Annotated in this window: 11 protein-coding genes; 9 read left to right on the top strand and 2 right to left on the bottom strand. The window is 65.2% G+C overall.

All coding sequences use genetic code 11. The features are described from left to right. Positions 1-599: 599 nt before the first annotated feature. From G6N08_RS06770 to G6N08_RS06745, 6 genes are all read left to right on the top strand, one after another. Positions 600-1,085: a GreA/GreB family elongation factor gene (locus G6N08_RS06770; protein ID WP_163755475.1), complete on the top strand. Its 486-nt coding sequence runs from the start codon at positions 600-602 to the stop codon at positions 1,083-1,085. Positions 1,086-1,200: 115 nt separating this feature from the next. Then, complete coding sequence (locus G6N08_RS06765) at positions 1,201-1,557, top strand: GtrA family protein (protein ID WP_371869002.1); 357 nt, start codon at positions 1,201-1,203, stop codon at positions 1,555-1,557. Positions 1,558-1,640: 83 nt separating this feature from the next. Continuing rightward, entirely contained in the window at positions 1,641-3,023 is a 1,383-nt protein-coding gene (gene dprE1, locus G6N08_RS06760; protein WP_163755472.1) for a decaprenylphosphoryl-beta-D-ribose oxidase, read from the top strand. Next, positions 3,024-3,788 carry a decaprenylphospho-beta-D-erythro-pentofuranosid-2-ulose 2-reductase gene (dprE2, locus tag G6N08_RS06755; RefSeq protein ID WP_163755470.1) on the top strand — a complete coding sequence of 255 codons (765 nt, stop codon included), beginning with the start codon at positions 3,024-3,026 and terminating at the stop codon, positions 3,786-3,788. Positions 3,789-3,790: 2 nt separating this feature from the next. Then, complete coding sequence (locus G6N08_RS06750; RefSeq protein WP_163755469.1) at positions 3,791-5,755, top strand: galactan 5-O-arabinofuranosyltransferase; 1,965 nt, start codon at positions 3,791-3,793, stop codon at positions 5,753-5,755. A 212-nt stretch (positions 5,756-5,967) separates the two neighbouring features. Beyond that, positions 5,968-9,111, top strand: coding sequence for an arabinosyltransferase domain-containing protein (locus G6N08_RS06745; protein WP_163756785.1), 3,144 nt, complete (start codon positions 5,968-5,970; stop codon positions 9,109-9,111). Positions 9,112-9,183: 72 nt separating this feature from the next. Here G6N08_RS06745 and G6N08_RS06740 read toward each other — a convergent pair whose 3' ends face one another. Both G6N08_RS06740 and G6N08_RS06735 read right to left on the bottom strand, forming a co-directional pair. After that, on the bottom strand, positions 9,184-12,063 hold the full coding sequence (locus tag G6N08_RS06740; protein ID WP_163755467.1) for an MMPL/RND family transporter: 2,880 nt from the start codon (positions 12,061-12,063) through the stop codon (positions 9,184-9,186). After that, the gene (locus G6N08_RS06735; protein ID WP_163755463.1) at positions 12,060-12,485 is read right to left on the bottom strand and encodes an MmpS family transport accessory protein; all 426 of its coding nucleotides are present in this window, start codon (positions 12,483-12,485) and stop codon (positions 12,060-12,062) included. Before G6N08_RS06735 ends, G6N08_RS06740 begins: the two co-directional genes overlap by 4 nt. A 405-nt stretch (positions 12,486-12,890) precedes the next feature. On the opposite strand from G6N08_RS06735, the gene G6N08_RS06730 reads away from it, so the two are divergent. From G6N08_RS06730 to G6N08_RS06720, 3 genes are all read left to right on the top strand, one after another. Beyond that, the gene (locus G6N08_RS06730) at positions 12,891-13,691 is read left to right on the top strand and encodes a helix-turn-helix transcriptional regulator (protein ID WP_163755461.1); all 801 of its coding nucleotides are present in this window, start codon (positions 12,891-12,893) and stop codon (positions 13,689-13,691) included. A 196-nt stretch (positions 13,692-13,887) separates the two neighbouring features. Further along, the gene (locus G6N08_RS06725; protein WP_163755460.1) at positions 13,888-17,229 is read left to right on the top strand and encodes an arabinosyltransferase domain-containing protein; all 3,342 of its coding nucleotides are present in this window, start codon (positions 13,888-13,890) and stop codon (positions 17,227-17,229) included. Then, complete coding sequence (locus tag G6N08_RS06720) at positions 17,226-20,459, top strand: arabinosyltransferase domain-containing protein (RefSeq protein WP_174813257.1); 3,234 nt, start codon at positions 17,226-17,228, stop codon at positions 20,457-20,459. The genes G6N08_RS06725 and G6N08_RS06720 overlap by 4 nt, the downstream gene beginning before the upstream one ends. The last annotated feature ends 274 nt before the right edge of the window (positions 20,460-20,733 follow it).

Here is a 20,733-nt window from a genome sequence, read left to right as displayed (position 1 = left end):
TTTTGCCACCGCAGCACGGTATCAAGCGCTGCAGTGTCGGGATGCCGCGGTTGCCGCCCGCCGAGCAAGCCTCGGCGGTGGTGCGAGTGCGTGCGGCGCGCAGAATCGCGCACCTGCGATGCCCCCATCGGCGAACAGGACGTGGACCGGTGTGCGGTGTACGGATGCGGGCGCGGTTTGCCCGACACTCCGGGTGGGCCGGCTCCGGTCGTTACCGTCGATGAGCACCGTAGGCTCGGCGTCACGTGCGGGCCGAACCCTGACCCGGCCGGGCACCGGGAACGTGGTTCTCGCCGCGGCCGAACCGAGCCCGCGTGGGCGCGCCCGCCGGCGCGGCGCCGAGCAGGCCACCATGGCGCTTCGGGTCTGCACCCCACCACGGCGGCCCGTCACGATCCGGTCGGATAGCGGTGAGCGCCCGCCCGGGCACCGCCTTCATCACGCTCTTTTCCCACCTGTCGCCGACAGCGGGTAGTAGTCTGCCAGCCGAAACCCCACAAATCCGATTCGTGGCGTATGAATAATTGGCAAACGGCAATCAGAGAATCTGAGCGCTCCGCGGGGGTACTCGCGGGTGCGCCCGCGAAAGGTCGGCGGACGTGAGCGAGGAAGTCGAACCAACAGGACTGGCGGATGCGGCACGCGCTCGCATCGCCGCAGAGCTGGCCAGGCTACGGGAACGACGCAATCAGCTTGAGATCGAGGTCAAAAACGATCGTGGCATGGTCGGGGATCACGGTGACGCCGCCGACGCCATCCAGCGCGCCGACGAGCTGGCCAGCCTCGAGGAGCGGATCACCGAACTCGACCGGCTGCTGCGGACCGGCCCGGCGCCGTCGGACGGCGGCGACCTCCTTCCCGGCGGCACCGAAGTCACCCTGCGCTTCTCCGACGGCTCCGTCGTCACCATGCACGTGATTTCGGTGGTGGAGGAGACCCCGGTCGGCCGGGAAGCCGAGACGTTGACGGCCGGCAGTCCGCTCGGGGTGGCCCTCGCAGGACACAAACCCGGAGACACGGTTACCTACACCACGCCTCAGGGCCCAAACCAGGTTGAGCTGCTTGACGTCAAATACCCGGCGTAGCCTTCCCGGCTCCCAGCGGACCGCGGGGCGCCGGCGCACCCGTCGAGTCCCGGCGATATCCCAGCCCGCTGTCCCGCGCACCCGGCTGAGCCTGACGACCCAGGTCCGGCGGTTCATCATCGTCGGCGCGCTGTCAGCAATCGTCGATTTCAGCCTCTATGTGCTGCTGTACAAAGCGGTGCACCTGCAGGTGGACATGTCCAAGGGAACCAGCTTCGTCGCGGGCACGATCACCGCCTACCTGATCAACCGCCGGTGGACATTTCAGGCGCCACCCAGCACGGCCCGGTTCGCCGCGGTCATGGTGCTCTATGGGCTTACCTTCGCCGTCCAGGTCGGGCTTAACCACGTGTGCCTGGCACTGTTGAGCTACCGGACGTGGGCGGTCCCGGTCGCGTTCGTCCTCGCGCAGGCGACGGCGACGGTGATCAACTTCGTCGTGCAGCGATCGGTGATCTTCCGGGCCGACTGACACGGGTCTGCGGTCTCACATGGCTCGTCAGCGGGCACAAGCTGACCAGCCGGCCGCCGCCACGAGCGGTACCCTCTTTGACGATGTCGAACCACGACCTGCCGACCACGCGTATGCGGCTTACCGGCTGGGGCCGCACGGCGCCCTCGGTGGCCCATGTGCTCTCCACACCCGATCCCGAGGTGATCGCCCAGGCGGTGGTGCGAGCCGCTGACGCAGGTGGCCGGGGCGTGATCGCCCGGGGACTGGGCCGCTCGTACGGCGACAATGCGCAGAACGGCGGGGGGCTGGTGATCGACATGACACCGTTGAACACCATCCACTCGATCAGCGCCGACACCCGCCTGGCCGACGTCGATGCCGGTGTCAGCCTGGATCAGCTGATGAAAGCGGCGCTGCCATTCGGTCTGTGGGTCCCGGTGCTGCCGGGTACCCGCCACGTCACCGTCGGGGGCGCGATCGCCTGTGACATCCACGGCAAGAACCATCACAGCGCAGGCAGTTTCGGCAACCACGTGCGCTCCATCGAACTGCTGACGGCTGATGGGCAAATCCGCAGCATCACGCCGGAGGGACCCGACAGCCACCTGTTCTGGGCCACCGTGGGAGGTAACGGGCTGACCGGTGTCATCCTGCGCGCAACTATCGAAATGACGCCCACCGAGACGGCGTATTTCGTCGCTGACGGTGACGTTACCGCCAGCCTGGACGAAACCATCGCACTGCACAGCGACGGCAGCGAAGCCAACTACACGTATTCGTCCGCCTGGTTCGACGCCATCAGCGCGCCTCCGAAACTGGGCCGCGCTGCGGTATCTCGTGGGTCGCTGGCCCGCCTCGACCAGCTGCCTGCAAGGCTCCGACGTAACCCCCTGAAATTTGATGCACCGCAACTTTTCACATTTCCCGACTTTTTCCCCAACGGGCTTGCAAACAAATACACGTTCACCCCGATCGGTGAGCTCTGGTACCGCAAGTCGGGAACCTATCGCGGCAAGATCCAGAACCTCACCCAGTTCTATCATCCGCTGGACCTGTTCGCGGAGTGGAACCGCGCTTACGGGCCGGCGGGTTTTCTGCAATACCAGTTCGTGGTTCCCGTTGAGGCGGTCGACGAGTTCAAGACGATCATCCGCGACATCCAGGCAAGCGGACACTATTCTTTTCTCAACGTGTTCAAGCTGTTCGGTCCGGCCAACGCCGCGCCGCTGAGCTTCCCGATCCCGGGCTGGAACATCTGCGTGGACTTCCCGATTAAAGCCGGGCTGGGCGAGTTTGTCGCCCGGCTTGACCGGCGGGTATTGGAATTCGGCGGCAGGCTGTACACCGCCAAGGACTCCCGCACCACCGCTGAAACGTTTCACGCCATGTACCCACGCGTCGACGAGTGGATCGCCGTGCGCCGCAAGGTCGATCCACTGCGGGTATTCGCCTCCGACATGGCCCGGCGCCTGGAGCTGTTGTAAATGGTGCTCAACGCTGTCGGCAACCCACAGGCCGTGCTGTTGCTCGGAGGCACGTCCGAGATCGGCCTCGCGATCTGCGAGCGTTATCTGCGGAACGCACCAGCGCGCATCGTACTGGCCTGTCTGCCCGACGATCCGGGACGCGACGACGCCGTCGCGCAGATGAAGAGCGCCGGGGCCAAGTCGGTGGAGTTGATCGACTTTGACGCTTTGGATACCGATAGCCATCCACAGGTGATCGAGCAAGCGTTCTCCGGCGGAGATATCGACGTGGCCGTCGTGGCATTCGGGCTGCTGGGCGACGCCGAAGAGCTGTGGCAGGACCAGCGCAAAGCCGTTCAGATCGCCGAAATCAACTACACTGCAGCGGTTTCCGTGGGTGTTCTACTCGCTGAAAGGATGCGACGCCAAGGCTACGGTCAGATCATCGCGATGAGCTCGGTCGCCGGCGAGCGGGTACGTCGGTCCAACTTTGTTTACGGTTCCACCAAGGCCGGCCTGGACGGTTTCTACCTTGGGCTGTCAGAAGCGCTGCGCGAGTTCGGTGTTCGGGTTCTGGTGGTTCGTCCCGGACAGGTGCGCACCAGAATGAGCGCGCATCTGAAAGAAGCTCCGCTGACCGTCGACAAGGAGTATGTCGCTGAGCTAGCCGTGACCTCGTCTGCTAAAGGTAAGGAATTGGTTTGGGCACCACCAGCATTCCGCTACGTGATGATCGTGTTGCGGCACCTGCCGCGACGGCTTTTTCGCAAGCTGCCCATCTGAGCATGCGAAACGTACTGGCCACCATCGCCGAGATGATTGCAGCGGTGGCGGTGGCCATCGTGGTCGCGGCGGTCTCCCTGAAGGCCATCGCCGACGTCAACTGGCCGGCGTACCCGTCGTCGAACCAGCTGCATGCCCTGACCACAGTCGGGCAGGTCGGTTGCATGATCGGATTGATCGGCGCCGGCTGGGTGTGGCGGCGTAGCCGGGAGGCCGGCGACCGCCGGTGGCGCTTGCCGGCCCGGCTCGGCGCGCTGGTATTCGTGTCGGCGTTCTGTGTGGTGACGCTGGGCATGCCCCTGGGCGCCACCAAGCTGTACCTCTTCGGGATCTCGGTCGATCAGCAGTTCCGCACCGAATACCTGACCCGGCTTACCGACACCGCGGCGCTGCGCGATATGACCTACTTCGGCTTACCACCGTTCTACCCGCCGGGGTGGTTCTGGATCGGTGGACGCGCTGCGGCCCTGAGCGGCACACCCGGCTGGGAGATGTACAAGCCGTGGGCCATTACCTCGATCACAATCGCGGTTGCGGTGGCAATGGTGCTGTGGTGGCGCATGATCCGCTTCGAGTACGCACTGATGGTGACCGCCGCGACCGCCGCCGTGACGCTCGCCTACAGCTCGCCCGAACCGTACGCCGCGATGATCACCGTGCTGCTTCCGCCGATGCTGATCCTGACCTGGTCCGGTCTGCGCGCCCGCGACCGCCGCCCCTCTGTCACACCCAGCGCCGGCCATGACGCAGCTCATATGTCTGCGGGGGCGGGTTCCGGGTGGGCCGCGGTGATCGGCGCCGGGATCTTCCTCGGCTTCGCGGCCACTTTCTACACCCTGCTGCTGGCCTACAGCGCGTTCACGGTCGCGGTGATGGCGCTGCTGCTGGCCGGTTCACGCTGGCAGCAGGGCTTTCGCGCCATGGCTGATCCGGTGATCAGGCTGACCGTGATCGGCCTGGTCGCGGCACTCATCGCCGCGACCACGTGGCTGCCGTTTTGGCTGCAGGCGGCCCATGAGCCGGTGAGCAACACCGCAAGCGCTCAGCACTACCTGCCCGGCGACGGTGCGGTGCTGACATTTCCGATGTTGCGGTTCACCCTGCTGGGCGTGATCTGCATGCTGGGCACGGTGTGGCTGGTGGTGCGCGCGCGCTCGTCGGTGCGGGCGACCGCACTGGCCATTGGTGTGCTCACCGTCTACCTGTGGTCGCTGCTGTCGATGCTGACCACACTGGCGCGCACCACACTGCTGTCGTTTCGGCTGCAGCCGACGTTGACCGTGCTGCTCACCGCGGCAGGTGTTTTCGGGTTCATCGACGTCACCGTGGCGCTGGCCGTACGCGGACACCAGCGCGGATGGGGGCGCAGCGTCGTCCCGGTGGCCACCGCGGTCGGGTTGGCCGGGGCGATCGCGTTCAGCCAGGACATCCCCGAGGTGCTGCGACCGGACCTCACTGTCGCCTACACCGACACCGACGGTTTCGGCCACCGCGGCGACCGCCGCCCTCCGGGCTCGGAGAAGTACTACCCGGCCATCGACGGCGTCATCACGGTGGTCACCGGCAGACCGCGGAACCAAACGGTTGTTCTGACGGCCGATTACAGCTTCCTGTCTTACTACCCCTACTGGGGGTTTCAAGGGTTGACCGCGCATTACGCTAATCCCCTGGCGCAGTTCGACCGCCGAGCCGCCCAGATCAACAGCTGGTCACGGCTCACCACGGCCCAACAGTTCATCCACGCGCTGGACACGCTGCCCTGGCGGCCGCCGACCGTGTTTTTGATGCGCCGCGGCGCGCACAACACCTATACCCTGCGGCTGGCCGAGGACGTGTACCCCAACCAGCCCAATGTCCGCCGCTACACGGTCGCTCTCCCGGCCGCGTTGTTCGCCGACCCGCGATTCAGCGTCGTGCACATCGGCCCGTTCGTGCTGGCCATCCGCAGACCGGAAGCGGGAGGCTGATGGCCACCGAAACCGCACCGGAATGGTCGCGCAACTACCATCGATCCGTGACTGCCGCGGGGGCAAACTACCGAACAACCGGGGAACACCTGACCACCCCGGCCGGGCCGTTCGCCGGAGACGGCCCGCTCACCGTGGCTGGTCCCCCAGCCCGCAAGGTCAGGACCACCCGGGATTATCGGCTGGCCCGTGTGGTCGCCGTGATCGCCGGCATGGTGGGAACCGTGCTGGCGGTCGTCACGCCACTGCTGCCGGTCACCCAGACGACCGCCCGATTGGACTGGCCCCAAAACGGCGTCTTCGCCAGCGTCGAAGCCCCGCTGATCGGTTATGTGGCCACCGACCTGTCCATCACCATTCCGTGCCGGGCAGCCGCCGGACTGGCCGGACCGGCCAATAGCGCCAAGCGGGTGCTGTTGTCGACGGTGCCCAAGCAGGCACCCAACGCGGTCGATCGCGGCCTGCTCATCGAACGCGCCAATGGCGATCTGGTGGTCGTGGTGCGCAACACCCCGGTAGTCGCCGCCCCAATGGGCCAGGTGCTCAGCCCGGCGTGTCAGCGGCTGACCTTCACCGCCCGCACCGACAAAGTCGTCGGGGAATTCGTCGGGCTCCGGCAAGGCCCACACGCTGACCACCCCGGAGCGCCGCTTCGCGGTGAACGGGGGGGCTACGATTTCCGGCCGCAAATCGTCGGTGTGTTCACCGATCTGGCCGGGCCCGCACCGTCCGGGCTGAGCTTCTCGGCGACGCTCGACACTCGCTACAGCAGCTCACCCACACCGCTGAAACTGGCGGCGATGGTTCTCGGGGTGGCGGCGACCGTCGCTGCGCTGATCGCGCTGCATATTCTCGACACCGCTGACGGCACCCGTCACCGGCGTTTTCTGCCGCCGCGCTGGTGGTCGTTCAGCGGGCTGGACGGGCTGGTCACTGCGGTGCTGGTGTGGTGGCATTTCGTCGGCGCCAACACCGCCGACGACGGCTACATCCTGACCATGGCCCGCGTCTCCGAGCACGCCGGGTATATGGCCAACTACTACCGCTGGTTCGGCACGCCGGAGGCGCCGTTCGGCTGGTACTACGACCTGCTGGCGCTCTGGGCGCACGTCACCACCGCCAGCATCTGGATGCGGTTGCCCACCCTGGCGATGGCGCTGACGTGCTGGTGGGTGATCAGCCGCGAGATCATTCCCCGACTTGGTCACGCCGTCAAACACAGCCGAGCCGCGGCCTGGACGGCGGCAGGCATGTTCCTGGCGGTGTGGCTGCCGCTGAACAACGGTCTGCGCCCGGAGCCGATCATCGCACTGGGTATCCTGCTGACCTGGTGTTCGGTGGAGCGGGCGGTGGCCACCAGCCGGCTGTTGCCGGTCGCGGTCGCCTGCATCATCGGAGCGCTGACCCTGTTCTCGGGGCCGACCGGTATCGCATCCATCGGGGCGCTGCTGGTGGCGATCGGGCCGCTGCGCACCATCCTGCACCGTCGTACCAAACGGTTTGGAGTATTGCCGCTGGTGGCGCCCATCGCGGCCGCGGCGACGGTGGCGGTGATCTTGATTTTCCGCGACCAGACGTTCGCCGGTGAGATTCAGGCCAGCATGCTCAAACGTGCCGTCGGACCCAGCTTGAGTTGGTTCGACGAACACATCCGTTACGAGCGGCTGTTCATGGCCAGCCCGGACGGCTCAGTGGCGCGCCGGTTCGCCGTGCTGGCGCTGGCCGTCGCACTGGCGGTGTCGGTGGCGATGTCGTTGCGCAAGGGCCGGATTCCCGGCACCGCGGCCGGGCCAAGCCGGCGCATCATCGGCATCACCGTCATCTCGTTCATCGCGATGATGTTCACCCCCACCAAGTGGACACACCATTTCGGGGTGTTCGCCGGGCTGGCCGGCTCACTGGGCGCACTGGCTGCGGTCGCGGTCACCGCGGCAGCGATGCGCTCGCGGCGCAACCGCACAGTGTTCGCCGCGGTGGTGCTGTTCGTGGTCGCATTGTCGTTCGCCAGCGTGAACGGCTGGTGGTACGTGTCCAGTTTCGGTGTGCCGTGGTCAAATAAGTTTCCCGAGTGGAAGTTCGGCTTCACCACGATGCTGCTGGGGCTGACGGTGCTTACTCTGCTGGTGGCCGCGTGGTTTCACTTCGCCTACAACGGCGATGGCCCGCAGCTTCGGCATTCCTCGCGGGTCGCGCGTATCACCCAGTCGCCCTTGGCTGTTGCGTCTTGGGCGTTAGTCTTCTTCGAGGTGTTGTCGCTGACTCTGGCGATGATCCACCAGTATCCGGCGTGGTCGGTGGGCCGTTCTAATCTGCAGGCGCTGACCGGCAAGACATGCGGACTGGCTGACGACGTGATGGTCGAGCAAGATCCCAACGCCGGCATGCTCGCACCGATCGGAGTGCCCGTGCGGGACGCGTTGGGCGCCAACTTCGCTGAGGGATTCGAACCCAACGGCATTCCCGCCGACGTCTCGGCCGACCCGGTGCTGGAGCGTCCCGGTGACCGCAGTTTTCTCAGCGACGACGGGCTCATCACCAGCAGCGAGGCCGGAACCGAGGGCGGGACGACCGCCGCACCGGGGATCAACGGTTCGCGCGCACGGCTGCCCTACGACTTGGATCCGGCCCGCACGCCGGTGCTGGGCAGTTGGCGCCCGGGGGTGCAGATACCGGCCAGGCTGCGCTCGGCCTGGTACCGGCTGCCGCCCCGGGAAAAGGCGGGGCCGCTGCTGGTGGTGTCGGCGGCGGGGCGGTTCGATCCGGGCGAGGTGCAGGTGCAGTGGGCTGGTGACGACGGAAAACCAGCTGGTGCAATGGGTTTCGCCGATGTGGGTGCGGCCCCGGCCTGGCGGAACCTGCGGGCGCCGCTGGCCGCGATCCCGCGCAGCGCCACCCGGGTGCGGGTGATCGCCGACGACGATGACCTGGCGCCGCAACACTGGATCGCGTTGACCCCGCCGCGCATTCCGCATCTGCGCTCATTGCAGCAGGTTGTCGGCTCGACCGATCCGGTGCTGCTGGACTGGTTGGTGGGCCTCGCATTCCCCTGCCAGCGGCCGTTCGGCCACCAAAACGGTGTCATCGAGACGCCGAAATGGCGGATCTTGCCCGACCGGTTCGGCGCCGAGGCCAATTCACCGGTGATGGACAAAAACGGCGGCGGGCCGCTGGGTATCACCGAACTGCTGGTGCGCGCGAGCACCGTGCCGAGCTACCTCAAAGACGATTGGTTCAGAGACTGGGGGGCGTTGGAGCGGTTGACGCCCTATTACCCGGATGCCCAGCCCGCCCGTCTCGTCCTGGGTTCGGCAACACGCAGCGGCCTCTGGAGCCCTGCGCCGCTGCGACATTGGTAGCCCCAGGTGGCGCTGACAGTGCCGTTCGGCAATCCCTTACGTGGTTCGCCCGGGCTGTACCGGCAGCGCCAGCTACACATTCGACGGTCGCGCGAACTCGGCCGTGTCGGCGTCTTCGATATCTGAGCTGGCGGCCGGCGGACGGTAGAGGGGCCGCGACCGCACCCGCAGCGGCCACCAGAACCACCGTCCCAGCAGCGTGGCGATCGAGGGCGTCATCAGTGAGCGCACCACCAGGGTGTCCACCAGCAGGCCCAGCCCGATGGTCGAGCCCCCTTGTCCAATCGTGCGCAGTTTGTTGACGACCAATGCGGCCATCGTGAAGGCGAATACCAGGCCAGCGCCGGTGACGACTCCCCCGGTGCCGCCCATTGCGCGGATAATACCCGTTTTCAGGCCGGCGCCGATTTCCTCTTTGAACCGCGAGACCAATAACAAGTTGTAGTCCGATCCCACGGCGAGCAGGATAGTCACCGAGAACGGCAACACGATCCAGTTCAGTTCCAGGCCGACCAGGTGCTGCCAGACTAGTACGGATAATCCAAAACCGGTAGCCAGCGAGAGCACCACGGTGCCGACGATTACCAGTGAGGCAAACAGGGCCCGCGTGATCACCAGCATGACGATAAAGATCAGTATCAGCGCGGCCATAGCTTCGACCATCACGTCGTATTTGGTGGCTTCCTGGATATCTTTCCAGGTCGCCGCAGTGCCGCCGAGATAGAATTTGGCGTTGGCCAATGGGGTTTCCTTGACGGCCTCGCGGGCGGCCTTGAGTTCCGCGTCAACATGTGAGATGCCCTCGGTTGACGCCGGGTTCCCGTCGTGGGTGATGATCATGCGGGCGGCTTTGCCATCGGGAGAGACCAGCAGTTTGAGTCCCTGCTGAAAGTCATGGCTACCAAAGACCTCCGGCGGGATGTAGAAGAGACCGTCAATTTTTGCTTGGTCGAAAAATTTGCCCATCAGGGTCGCCGTGTCGGTCATGCGGTCCATTTGGGTGACCAAGTCGTTAAAACTGCTGTACAGGGTCAAAAATGTGGTCTGCATCGACTTTGCGACGTCGATCATCGGCGGAATCAACTGAGATAACTCCCGGCTCGCGTCAGCACCTCTTTGCAGATCTTTGGCGAGAGTATGAAATTTATCCGTGAGTTTGTCAAAGCCATCTAACGCATCGAAGATGGAGCGGAGCGACCAACATATAGGGATGTCGAAGCAGTGTTTTTCCCAGTAGAAGTAGCTGCGAATCGGTCGCCAAAAATCGTCAAAATCCGCGATATGATCCCGTATTTCGTCCGTAATGGCGGCAGTCTCCTCCGTAACGTGGGCGCTGTCGTTAATCGAATTGGTCAGGTCTTGCTGTACTTTGTACATGCGCTCTAAAGTCGCAATCTGGAGACCGAGATCGTCGCGGCTCAGTTTGAGGATATCGTCGAGACGATCTTTCAGATATCGCAGGTTGTCCCTGATGGGAATGGGGCCCATCGCCACCTGAAACGGAATGGTGCCATGTTCGATGTTGTACCCCAGTGGCCTGGTAATGCTTTGCACCCTGGCGATTCCGGGTACACGGAAGATGTTGCCCGCGATTCGGTCCAAGTCGAGCATGTCGACCGGATTCCGGAGATCATGGTCGGCTTCGACGAGCAATATGTCCGGATTGAGTCTGGCGTAGGTGAAATGCTGAAGGGCCGCGGCGTATCCGACATTGGATCCCAGGCTTGCGGGAATGTAGCGGCGGTTGTCATAGCTGGTTTGATAGCCCGGCAAGGCGAGCCCCCCGACAATCGACACGACGAGGGCGCCGGCCAGGATCGGCGCGGGCCACCGCACCACCGCGGTGCCTATCCGGCGCCACCCGCGCACGTTGATCGGTCGTTTCGGGTCGAGCAGACCCACACGACCGCCCGCGACGAGAATGGCCGGAACCAGGGTGAGCGAGGCGGCGATCACCACGAGCAGCCCGATCGCACAGGGAATCGCCAGCGTATTCAGATAAGGCAGCCGAGTCAGCCGCAGGCACAGCATCGCTCCGGCAACGGTAAGACCCGATCCCAAGACGACATGCGAGACCCCGCGATAAGTGGTGTAAAACGCGGTCTGGCGATTCTGGCCCGCGTGGCGTGCCTCGTGATAACGGCCGATGAAAAAGATCGCGTAATCAGTTCCCGCCGCGATCACCAGCGACATGAGCAGGCTGACGGCGAACGTCGTGAACCCCATGACGTGAAAGTTCCCGATCGTCGCGACGACCCCTCGCGCAATGCCCAATTCGACGAAGACCACGAGGAGCACCACCAGGACGGTGACCAGGGAGCGATAGATGATAAGCAGCATGATCGCGGCAACGACGATCGTGATGGCGACCCGTTGCCCCATGCTCTTGTCGCCGGCCTCGGTGGTGTCGGTGGTCTGCGGCGCCTGCCCGGTGACATACGCCTTGATCCCTGCCGGCGGGTGTGAGTGCGCCACAATGTGTTCCACCGCGTGCACCGATTCGTCTGCCGCTGTGGTGCCCTGATCACCGACAAGGTTCACCTGCACGTAGGCGGCTTTGCTATCGGCGCTCTGATTGCCCGCGGCGGTGATCAGGTCGCCCCAGTAGTTCTGCACATGCTGGACATGTTTGGTGTCGTGTTCGAGTTCACGCACCAGACCGTCGTAATAGCGGCGCGCCTCGGCTCCCAGTGGCTTGTCGCCGACCAACACCACCATGGCGACGCTGTCGGAATCGAACTCGTGGAATACCTTGCCCTGACGCTTCATCGCGATGAGCGAGGGAGCGTCGGCGGGTAACAAGCCCACCGTGTTGTCGCGCTCGACTTTTTCTAGCTTTGGCGCGGCGATGAAGGTGATGACGGTAAGCGCGAGCCAGCCCACGATGATCGGCACCGCCAGCCGGTGGATCGTTCTCGCGAGAAACGACTCCTGGGTGTCATTGCCGCTCATGCGGCTTTGTCCAAACAGAAAGTCTGAGCGTTCAGGATGGTTGTGGACTGCTCATCTTTGAGCCGGCCGTCAACAACAATCCGGCACCCGATCGTGTCGCTATTACCCTGGGCTACCACGGCGGCGAACACTCCCGGCAGGGTCGTGGTCAGGGTATGCGACCAGGGCAGGCTGGTGAAATTCGCCCCGTGGGGCTGAGCGTTCTCGTCTAAGTATGTGACGTAGCCTGCCGTACCCGCGGGACCGAAGATTTCGTATGTCACCCGCTTGACATTGATCGGCACAATCGATTCAACCTGTCCTGCCGCCGAAAGACGGTGCGAGCCGAAGATTCCATGCAACCGATAGGCGACAAAACCGCCGACCATCACCACCGCCGCGATGACCAACGGTATCCACATCCGCTTGAGAACTCCCAGCATATGTCAACCCATTTCAGCTGCGGACCCGGCACGGCCGAGCCGACCGTATCTCCTTAAACCCACCTGGTGCCTGGCGCCGTTTCGATTGCGTTCGCGGATCATTGCCCCCATCCGGTTCGCCGCGGCGGGACCGAGACCGCGGTGAATCGCCGCGCCGCCGCTTCGCTGCACGACAAAACCGCCCGTCCGCAAACCGACCGTTACCGCGCGAATCGAAATCCAGTCCGGTCTCATACACAGACCGATTGACGGAATGCTCGCCGACGTGTCATGAGGAGCATGCAGAGACGACCGGTCGACGGATACCACGGCTACCTATGGTGGTAGCCGCCCCCCGATCGCAGGCAGGGCGAGGTTTACCTAGGAGTCTGACACCCAGGACGATGGAGGCGTTAGCATCCCTTCGTGACGACCACGTTAGGGGAGTTTCTTCGTGCCCGTCGCGAGGCGATAGCACCGTGCCCGGGGCACGACGGTGAGTTTGCGCGGCGCCGACGGACCCCTGGGTTGCGCCGCGAAGAGGTGGCTGCGCGGGCCGGGATCAGTGCCGACTATTACGCGCGACTGGAGCAAGGACGCGAAAAACACCCGTCTGTTCAGGTTTTAGACGCCTTAGTGATTGCGCTCGGCCTGTCTCCGGACGAGGCGGCGTATTTGCACGATCTGGCGATCCCACAACACCGATGGCGGTGGAAAACCGGTGCGCAACAAAGCCCGGCGGAGTATCTGCTGCTGCTCATGCAGACCTGGACACTCGGTCCTGCCTATATCGTCAACCATCGGTGCGATGTGCTGGCCGAAAATCCGCAGGCGTCGCTGCTGTTCGATCAATTCAAGACCACCGGAAATATTTTGCGCCTGCTTTTCCTGGACCCGGCGGCGAAAACCGTCTGGGTGAACTGGGAATCCTACGCCAAAACCGCCATCGCCACGCTGCACCGCATCATGGGCGCGGATATCGACCAGCCCGATGTGGCTGAGATCATCCAGGAACTTTCCGAGAAGAGCACTGACTTCGTCCGGATGTGGAAAAGTCATGACGTGGGCGTATCCGGTGGCAAGATCAAACGCCTCCGGCATCGCGACTTCGGTGAGCTGGAGTTTGATTATGAGCTGCTTTCGGCGGCGAGTGCGCCCGGACAGTTCCTCGTGGTGCATCGGAGCCGGGAACTGGGCCCTGCGTTTTCGATCGAACAGTCGGCGTAACGTCGGCCGGCTTGCCTGATATCTGGACCAGTGACAGCCACTCTGCTCACCGCAGCAGCCCCTCTCGCCGTGCCGCGCGGCGTGCGGGCCGGCGCAGGCCGCACGCCGGTCAGACCCGACGCGAAATCGCTGCGCACCCCGGCCCGCCGGGCTGCATCCTCACCGGACTTAAGACCGTCGCCTACCATCGAGCCTCGTGCCCCACGACGGTAGCCAGCGATCAACACAGCGAATCGCGCGAATCGTTGCCGTCACCGCGGGGATTGCCGGGACGCTGTTGTGTGCGCTGGTCCCGTTGCTTCCGGTGCGCCAAACCACGGCGACCATCCGGTGGCCCCAGGGCAGTCGTCTGGGTTATGTCACCGGGATCACCGCCCCGCTGGTGTCCGGGGCACCGCGGGCAATGGACATCTCCATTCCGTGCCCGGCGATCGCGACTTTGCCCGCCGACGGCGGCCTGGTGTTGTCGACGCTGCCCCCCGACGGTTTCCAGACCGGCAAGAGCGGGCTATTCGTGCGCGCCAACACCGACATAGTGGTCGTCGCGTTCCGCGACTCAGTTGCCGCGGTGGCGCCCCGCGCGGCGATCGCCGCCGGCGCCTGCAGTGTGCTGCACATCTGGGCCGATACCGGCGGAGCGGGGGCGGACTTCGTCGGTATCCCAGGCGCTGCCGGCGTTCTCCCGACCGAGAAAAAACCCCAAGTCGGCGGGATTTTTACTGATCTGAAGGTGCCTGTACAGCCTGGGCTGTCGGCGCACATCGACATCGACACCCGGTTCATCACCCGGGCAACCGGCCTGAAAAAAGTGGTGATGGGGCTGGCCGCGTTGGCCGTATGCACGGCCGTCGCCGCGCTGACGGTCCTGGACCGAAGATCTGGGCGACCCATACCCCGGTCCCCCGCCATCGCCCGGCTGCTCGGGGGATCGCCGCGCGCCCCGACCCACCGCTGGGCAACGTGGTCGCGGGTCGGTCTGGCTAGCTGGCTCGCCGATATCACGGTGATCGCCACGCTGCTGGTCTGGCATATCATCGGTGCCACCTCATCGGATGACGGGTACAACCTGATCATCGCCCGGACCGCCAAGAGTGCCGGATATGTCACCAACTACTACCGGTTCTTCGGTACGACCGAGGCACCGTTCGACTGGTATCCGGCGGTGTTGGCGCATCTGGCCGCGGTGAGCACGGCCGGTGTCTGGATGCGAATCCCGGCCACCGCGGCCGGGATCGGATGCTGGCTCATCATCAGCCGGTGCATGTTGCGTCGGCTCGGTCCCGCCAGGGGCGGGCTGGCGACCAATCGGGTCGCGATATGGACGGCCGGTGCGGTGTTCCTGTCCGCCTGGCTGCCATTCAACAACGGGCTGCGCCCCGAACCGCTGATCGCCTTCGGCACGCTGGTCGCCTGGGTGCTGGTGGAGAATGCGCTCGCCACGCGCCGGCTGGTCCCGGCTGCGGCGGCGATCGTTGTCGCAATGCTCAGCGCGACCCTGGCCCCCCAGGGCGTGATAGCTGTCGCCCCGCTGCTGGCCGGAGCCCGGCCGATCGCCCAGATGATCGCCCGGCGCCGGCCCGCCGACGGGCTGCTGGCGCCGCTCGCCGTGCTGACCGCGTCGTTATCCCTCATCGCCGTCGTCGTGTTTCGCGCCCAGACGCTGGCCACGGTCGCCGAATCGGCACGCATCAAATACGTTGTCGGACCGACAATCTCGTGGTACCAGGAGTTTTTGCGCTACTACTTTCTGACGGTGGAGTCAAATGTCGACGCGTCGATGACCCGCCGCTTTGCCGTACTGGTGCTGCTGCTGTGCCTGTTCGGAGTGTTGGTGGTGCTGCTGCGGCGCGCCCGGATTCCCGGGGTGGCCAGCGGGCCGGCATGGCGGTTGATCGGCACGACAGCGCTGGGGTTGCTGCTGTTGACGTTCACACCCACGAAGTGGGCCGTGCAATTCGGCGCATTCGCCGGACTAACCGGGGCGCTGGGCGCGGTTACCGCGTTCACCGTAGCCCGGGTCGGTTTGCACAGCCGACGCAATCTCTCGCTGTACATCACGGCGTTGCTGTTCCTGCTGGCGTGGGCCACCTCGGGCATCAACGGCTGGTTTTATGTCGGCAATTACGGGGTGCCGTGGTTCGACATCCAGCCGGTCATCGCCAGCCATCCGGTGACGACACTGTTCCTGGCGGCTTCGATCGCGACCGGACTACTGGCTGCCTGGCAGCATTTCCGGATGGACTATGCCGGACACACCGAGGTCAAGGACACCCGGCGTAACCGCATCCTGGCCTCGACCCCGCTGTTGGTTGTCGCGTCGGTGATGGTGCTCGTGGAGGTCGGCTCGATGGCCAAGGCCGGCGCAGCACGTTACCCCGTCTACACCACCGCCAAAGCAAACCTGGACGCGTTGCGCAGCGGGCTTTCTGTCACCAGTTGCGCGATGGCCGACGATGTACTGGCTGAACCCGACCCCAACGCTGGTCTGCTGCAACCAGTCCCGGGTCAGAACTATGGGCCCTACGGGCCGCTCGGCGGTGAGAACCCGGTCGGCTTCAACCCCAACGGTGTCAGCGAAGACTTGACCTCTGACCCGGTCATCTCCAAACCCGGGCTGGTCAACTCCGACGCCTCCCCCAACAAGCCCAACGCCGCGGTGAGCGATTCCGCGGGCACCGCCGGCGGTTACGGCCCGGTCGGGATCAACGGGTCGCGGGTGGCGCTGCCATTCGGTCTGGACCCGGCGCGGGTCCCGGTGATGGGCAGCTACGGCGAGAACACCGTGGCAGCGCACGCGACATCGGTGTGGTACCAATTGCCGTCTGACTGGAAGGAGCGCATCGCGGACCGGCCGCTGGTGGTGGTGGCCGCCGCCGGGTCCATCTGGTCTCACGAACAGGACGGCACACTGAGCTACGGGCAGCCGCTGCGGCTGCAATGGGGGGTGGCCCACCCAGACGGCACCGTCTCGCCGCTCGGGGAATTCGAACCGATTGACATCGGGCCGCAGAAGGCGTGGCGTAACCTGCGGTTCCCGCTGAGCTGGGCACCCCCGCAGGCCAATGTGGCACGCATCGTCGCTGACGACCCCAACCTCAGCGTCGATCAGTGGTTCGGATTCACACCGCCACGGGTACCGGTACTGCAGACACTGCAGCAGCTGATCGGCTCACACGCCCCGGTGTTTATGGACATCGCGACCGCGGCGAACTTCCCCTGCCAGCGGCCGTTCGCCGAACACCTTGGGGTGGCCGAACTTCCGGAGTACCGCATTCTGCCCGACCACAAACAGACGGCGGCGTCGTCCAACCTCTGGGAGTCGGCAGAAAAAGGCGGGCCGTTCTTGTTCACCCGGACGCTGCTGCGGACCTCCACGATCCCGACCTACCTGCGCGGCGACTGGTACCGCGACTGGGGTTCGGTGGAAAAGTTCTACCGGCTGGTGCCAGCCGATCAAGCGCCGGATGCCGTCATCGAGCACGGTGTGACCACAGTGCCCGGCTGGAGCCGGCCCGGACCGATTCGAGCACTGCCGTGACTGTCACCGGTACCGCAGTTCCCGCTGCCACTCGAGCTGTGGCCCGCGACGTGCGGCTCACGCGCCGGGTCGCGACGATCGCGGGTCTGCTCGGCTTTGTGCTCTCGATCGCCACCCCGCTGCTGCCCGTGGTGCAGACGACGGCGACGTTGAACTGGCCGCAGCACGGCCAGCTGGCCAACGTCACGGCGCCGCTGATCTCGCAGACGCCGGTCGCCATGACCGTGACCGTGCCGTGCGGCGTGGTCCGCTCGGTGCCGCCGCAGGGCGCGATGCTGCTGGGCACGGCGCCGAAGCACGGCAAGGACGCCGCGCTCAACGGCTTGTTCGTCAACGTCACCAGCTCTCGGGTCGACATCACCGATCGCAACGTCGTGATCGGCAGCGTTCCTCGCGACCTGGTGGCCGGGCCGCGTTGTCAGCGCATCGAGATCGCGTCCTCGCACACCGGCACCTTTGCCAGCTTCGTCGGGTTGACGGACCCGTCCGGGCACCCTGTGCGCAATGGTTGGGCCGACCCCAACTTGCGTCCGCAGATCGTGGGAGTGTTTACCGACCTGACCGGCCCGGCGCCGTCCGGGCTGAGACTGTCGGCGACCATCGACACCCGCTTCTCCACCCGGCCGACCGCGCTCAAATTGGCCGCGATAATCCTGGCCATCGCGGCAACCGTGGTCGCGCTGGTCGCGTTGTGGCGGCTGGACCAGTTGGACGGGCGCCGCATGCGCCGGTTCATCCCGGCGACCTGGCGTGGCTTCACGTTGGCCGATGCCACAGTGATTTCCGGGTTTCTGCTCTGGCATGTGATCGGGGCCAACTCCTCTGACGACGGCTACATCCTGGGCATGGCCCGTGTCGCTGACCACGCCGGTTACATGTCCAACTACTTCCGGTGGTTCGGCAGTCCGGAAGACCCGTTCGGCTGGTATTACAACCTGCTGGCCCTGATGACCCACGTCAGCGACGCCAGCATCTGGATGCGGTTGCCCGACCTGATCGCCGGGCTGCTGTGCTGGCTCCTGCTCTCGCGCGAGGTGCTGCCCAGGCTGGGACCGGCAGTGGCGTCCAGCAAGGCTGCGGTGTGGGCGGCGGGCCTGGTGCTGCTCACCGCGTGGATGCCGTTCAACAATGGGCTACGCCCCGAGCCCATCATCGCGCTCGGGTCGCTTGTCACCTATGTGCTGATCGAGCGGTCCATGCGTTACAGCCGGATGACACCTGCCGCGCTCGCGGCAACCACCGCCGCATTCACCCTCGGGATCCAGCCCACCGGCCTGATCGCGGTGGCCGCGCTGGTGGCCGGCGGCCGCCCGATCCTGCGGATCCTGGTGCGCCGGCACCGGCTGGTGGGCACCTGGCCGCTGGTGGCGCCGCTGTTGGCGGCGGGTTTCGTGGTGCTGACTGTAGTGTTTGCCGATCAGACGCTGGCAACAGTGTTGGAAGCAACCAGGATCCGCAGTGCGATCGGTCCCAGCCAAGCCTGGTACACCGAGAACCTGCGCTACTACTACCTGATTCTGCCCACCGTCGACGGTTCACTGTCCCGCCGGTTCGGTTTCCTCATCACAGCCCTGTGTTTGTTCACAGCAGTCTTTATCATGTTGCGGCGCAAGCGGGTTCCCGGAGTGGCCCGTGGACCGGCGTGGCGACTAATGGGCGTCATCTTCGGCACCATGTTCTTTTTGATGTTCACTCCCACCAAGTGGGTGCATCACTTCGGTTTGTTCGCCGCGGTGGGGGCGGCGATGGCCGCGCTGACGACTGTACTGGTGTCACCGAAGGTGCTGCGCTGGTCGCGCAACCGGATCGCGTTTTTGGCGGCGCTGATGTTTTTGCTGGCGCTGTGTTTTGCTACCACTAACGGTTGGTGGTATGTCTCAAGCTACGGCGTTCCGTTCAACAGCTCGATGCCCAAGATTGACGGGATCGCCGTCAGCACAATATTTTTCGCTCTGTTCGTATTGGTTGCGCTGTATGCGATCTGGTTGCATTTCGCGCCGCAGGACCGCGGCGAGAGTTGGGTGGCCCGGACCCTGACCGCGGCGCCGGTGCCGGTCGTCGCGGGTTTCATGGCACTGGTGTTCGTAGCGACGATGGTGACGGGAATCGTGCGCCAGTACCCCACGTATTCCAACGGCTGGGCCAACCTGCGGACGTTCGCCGGCGGCTGCGGGCTGGCCGATGACGTGCTCGTCGAGCCGGACCCCAACGACGGCTTTATGCCAACGTCGGCGACTGACCCAGGACCATGGGGACCGTTGGGCCCCTTAGGCGGTGCCAACCCCGTCGGGTTCACCCCTAACGGCGTGCCCGAACACACTGTGGCCGAGGCGATTCGCTATCATCCACCACAGCCGGGCACCGACTACGACTGGGATGCGCCGACCACGCTGAAAACCCCTGGCGTCAACGGTTCGACGGTGCCGCTGCCGTACGGCCTTGACCCGGCGCGGGTTCCAGTGGCCGGCAGCTACACCACCGGCCCCCAGCAGCAAAGCCGGCTCACGTCCGCGTGGTATCAGCTGCCGGCGCCGGACAAGGCTCATCCACTGGTGGTGGTGACTGCGGCGGGCAAGATTGCCGGCAACAGCGTGTTGCACGGCCACACCAGCGGGCAGACGGTGGTGCTGGAATACGGTCGGCCCGGCCCGCACGGCACCGTGGTGCCCGCCGGCCGGCTGGTGCCCTACGACCTTTACGGGGAGCAGCCCAAGGCATGGCGCAATCTGCGGTTCGCCCGCTCCCACATTCCGGCTAATGCGACTGCCGTGCGGCTGGTCGTCGAGGACCTGTCACTGACCCCCGAAGACTGGGTCGCAGTCACTCCGCCGCGGGTGCCGCAACTGCGCTCGCTGCAAGAGTATGTCGGCTCCTCGCAGCCGGTGCTGATGGACTGGGCGGTGGGGCTGGCCTTCCCCTGCCAGCACCCGATGCTGCACGCCTACGGTGTCACCGAGATCCCGAAGTTCCGGATCACCCCGGACTACACCGCCAAAAAACAAGACACCGACACCTGGGAAGACGGCGTCAACGGGGGTCTGTTGGGCATCACCGACCTGCTGTTGCGGGCGCATGTGATGGCGACTTACCTGTCGCGCGACTGGGGCCGGGACTGGGGGTCGTTGCGCAAGTTCGACACCATCGTCGACGCACGCCCTGCCGACCTCGAATTGGGCCGCGCGACCCGCAGCGGCTGGTGGTCACCCGGCAAGATCCGTATCGGACCGTAACGTCCAGTCGCCCACAGTGTTCGGTGGCGCCGAGGGTCAACACCTTTGACTACGCTCCGAGAAACGCATTACGCCGACAACGGGTATCTGCCTCGGGAAACGCCCCGCGGTAAGGCAACTGGTCGGTGCGAGGGGTGGCTCGCCCGCGTCCCCCGCACACCCCGGTAGCGCAGTCAGGTGAAACCTGTTGTCGCGCCAAACGCGCGAGTGTGAACCCCTACTTCATTGTGGTCCAGATGCGACAACGATTAGTCAGTGTCGTTGGCTGACGCGG

Origin of the sequence: Mycobacterium botniense (assembly GCF_010723305.1) — a bacterium.
In the GTDB taxonomy this organism is placed as follows: domain Bacteria; phylum Actinomycetota; class Actinomycetes; order Mycobacteriales; family Mycobacteriaceae; genus Mycobacterium; species Mycobacterium botniense.
The sequence above is the reverse complement of the archived record's forward strand: the minus strand, read 5'-3'. Positions and strand labels throughout refer to the sequence as shown.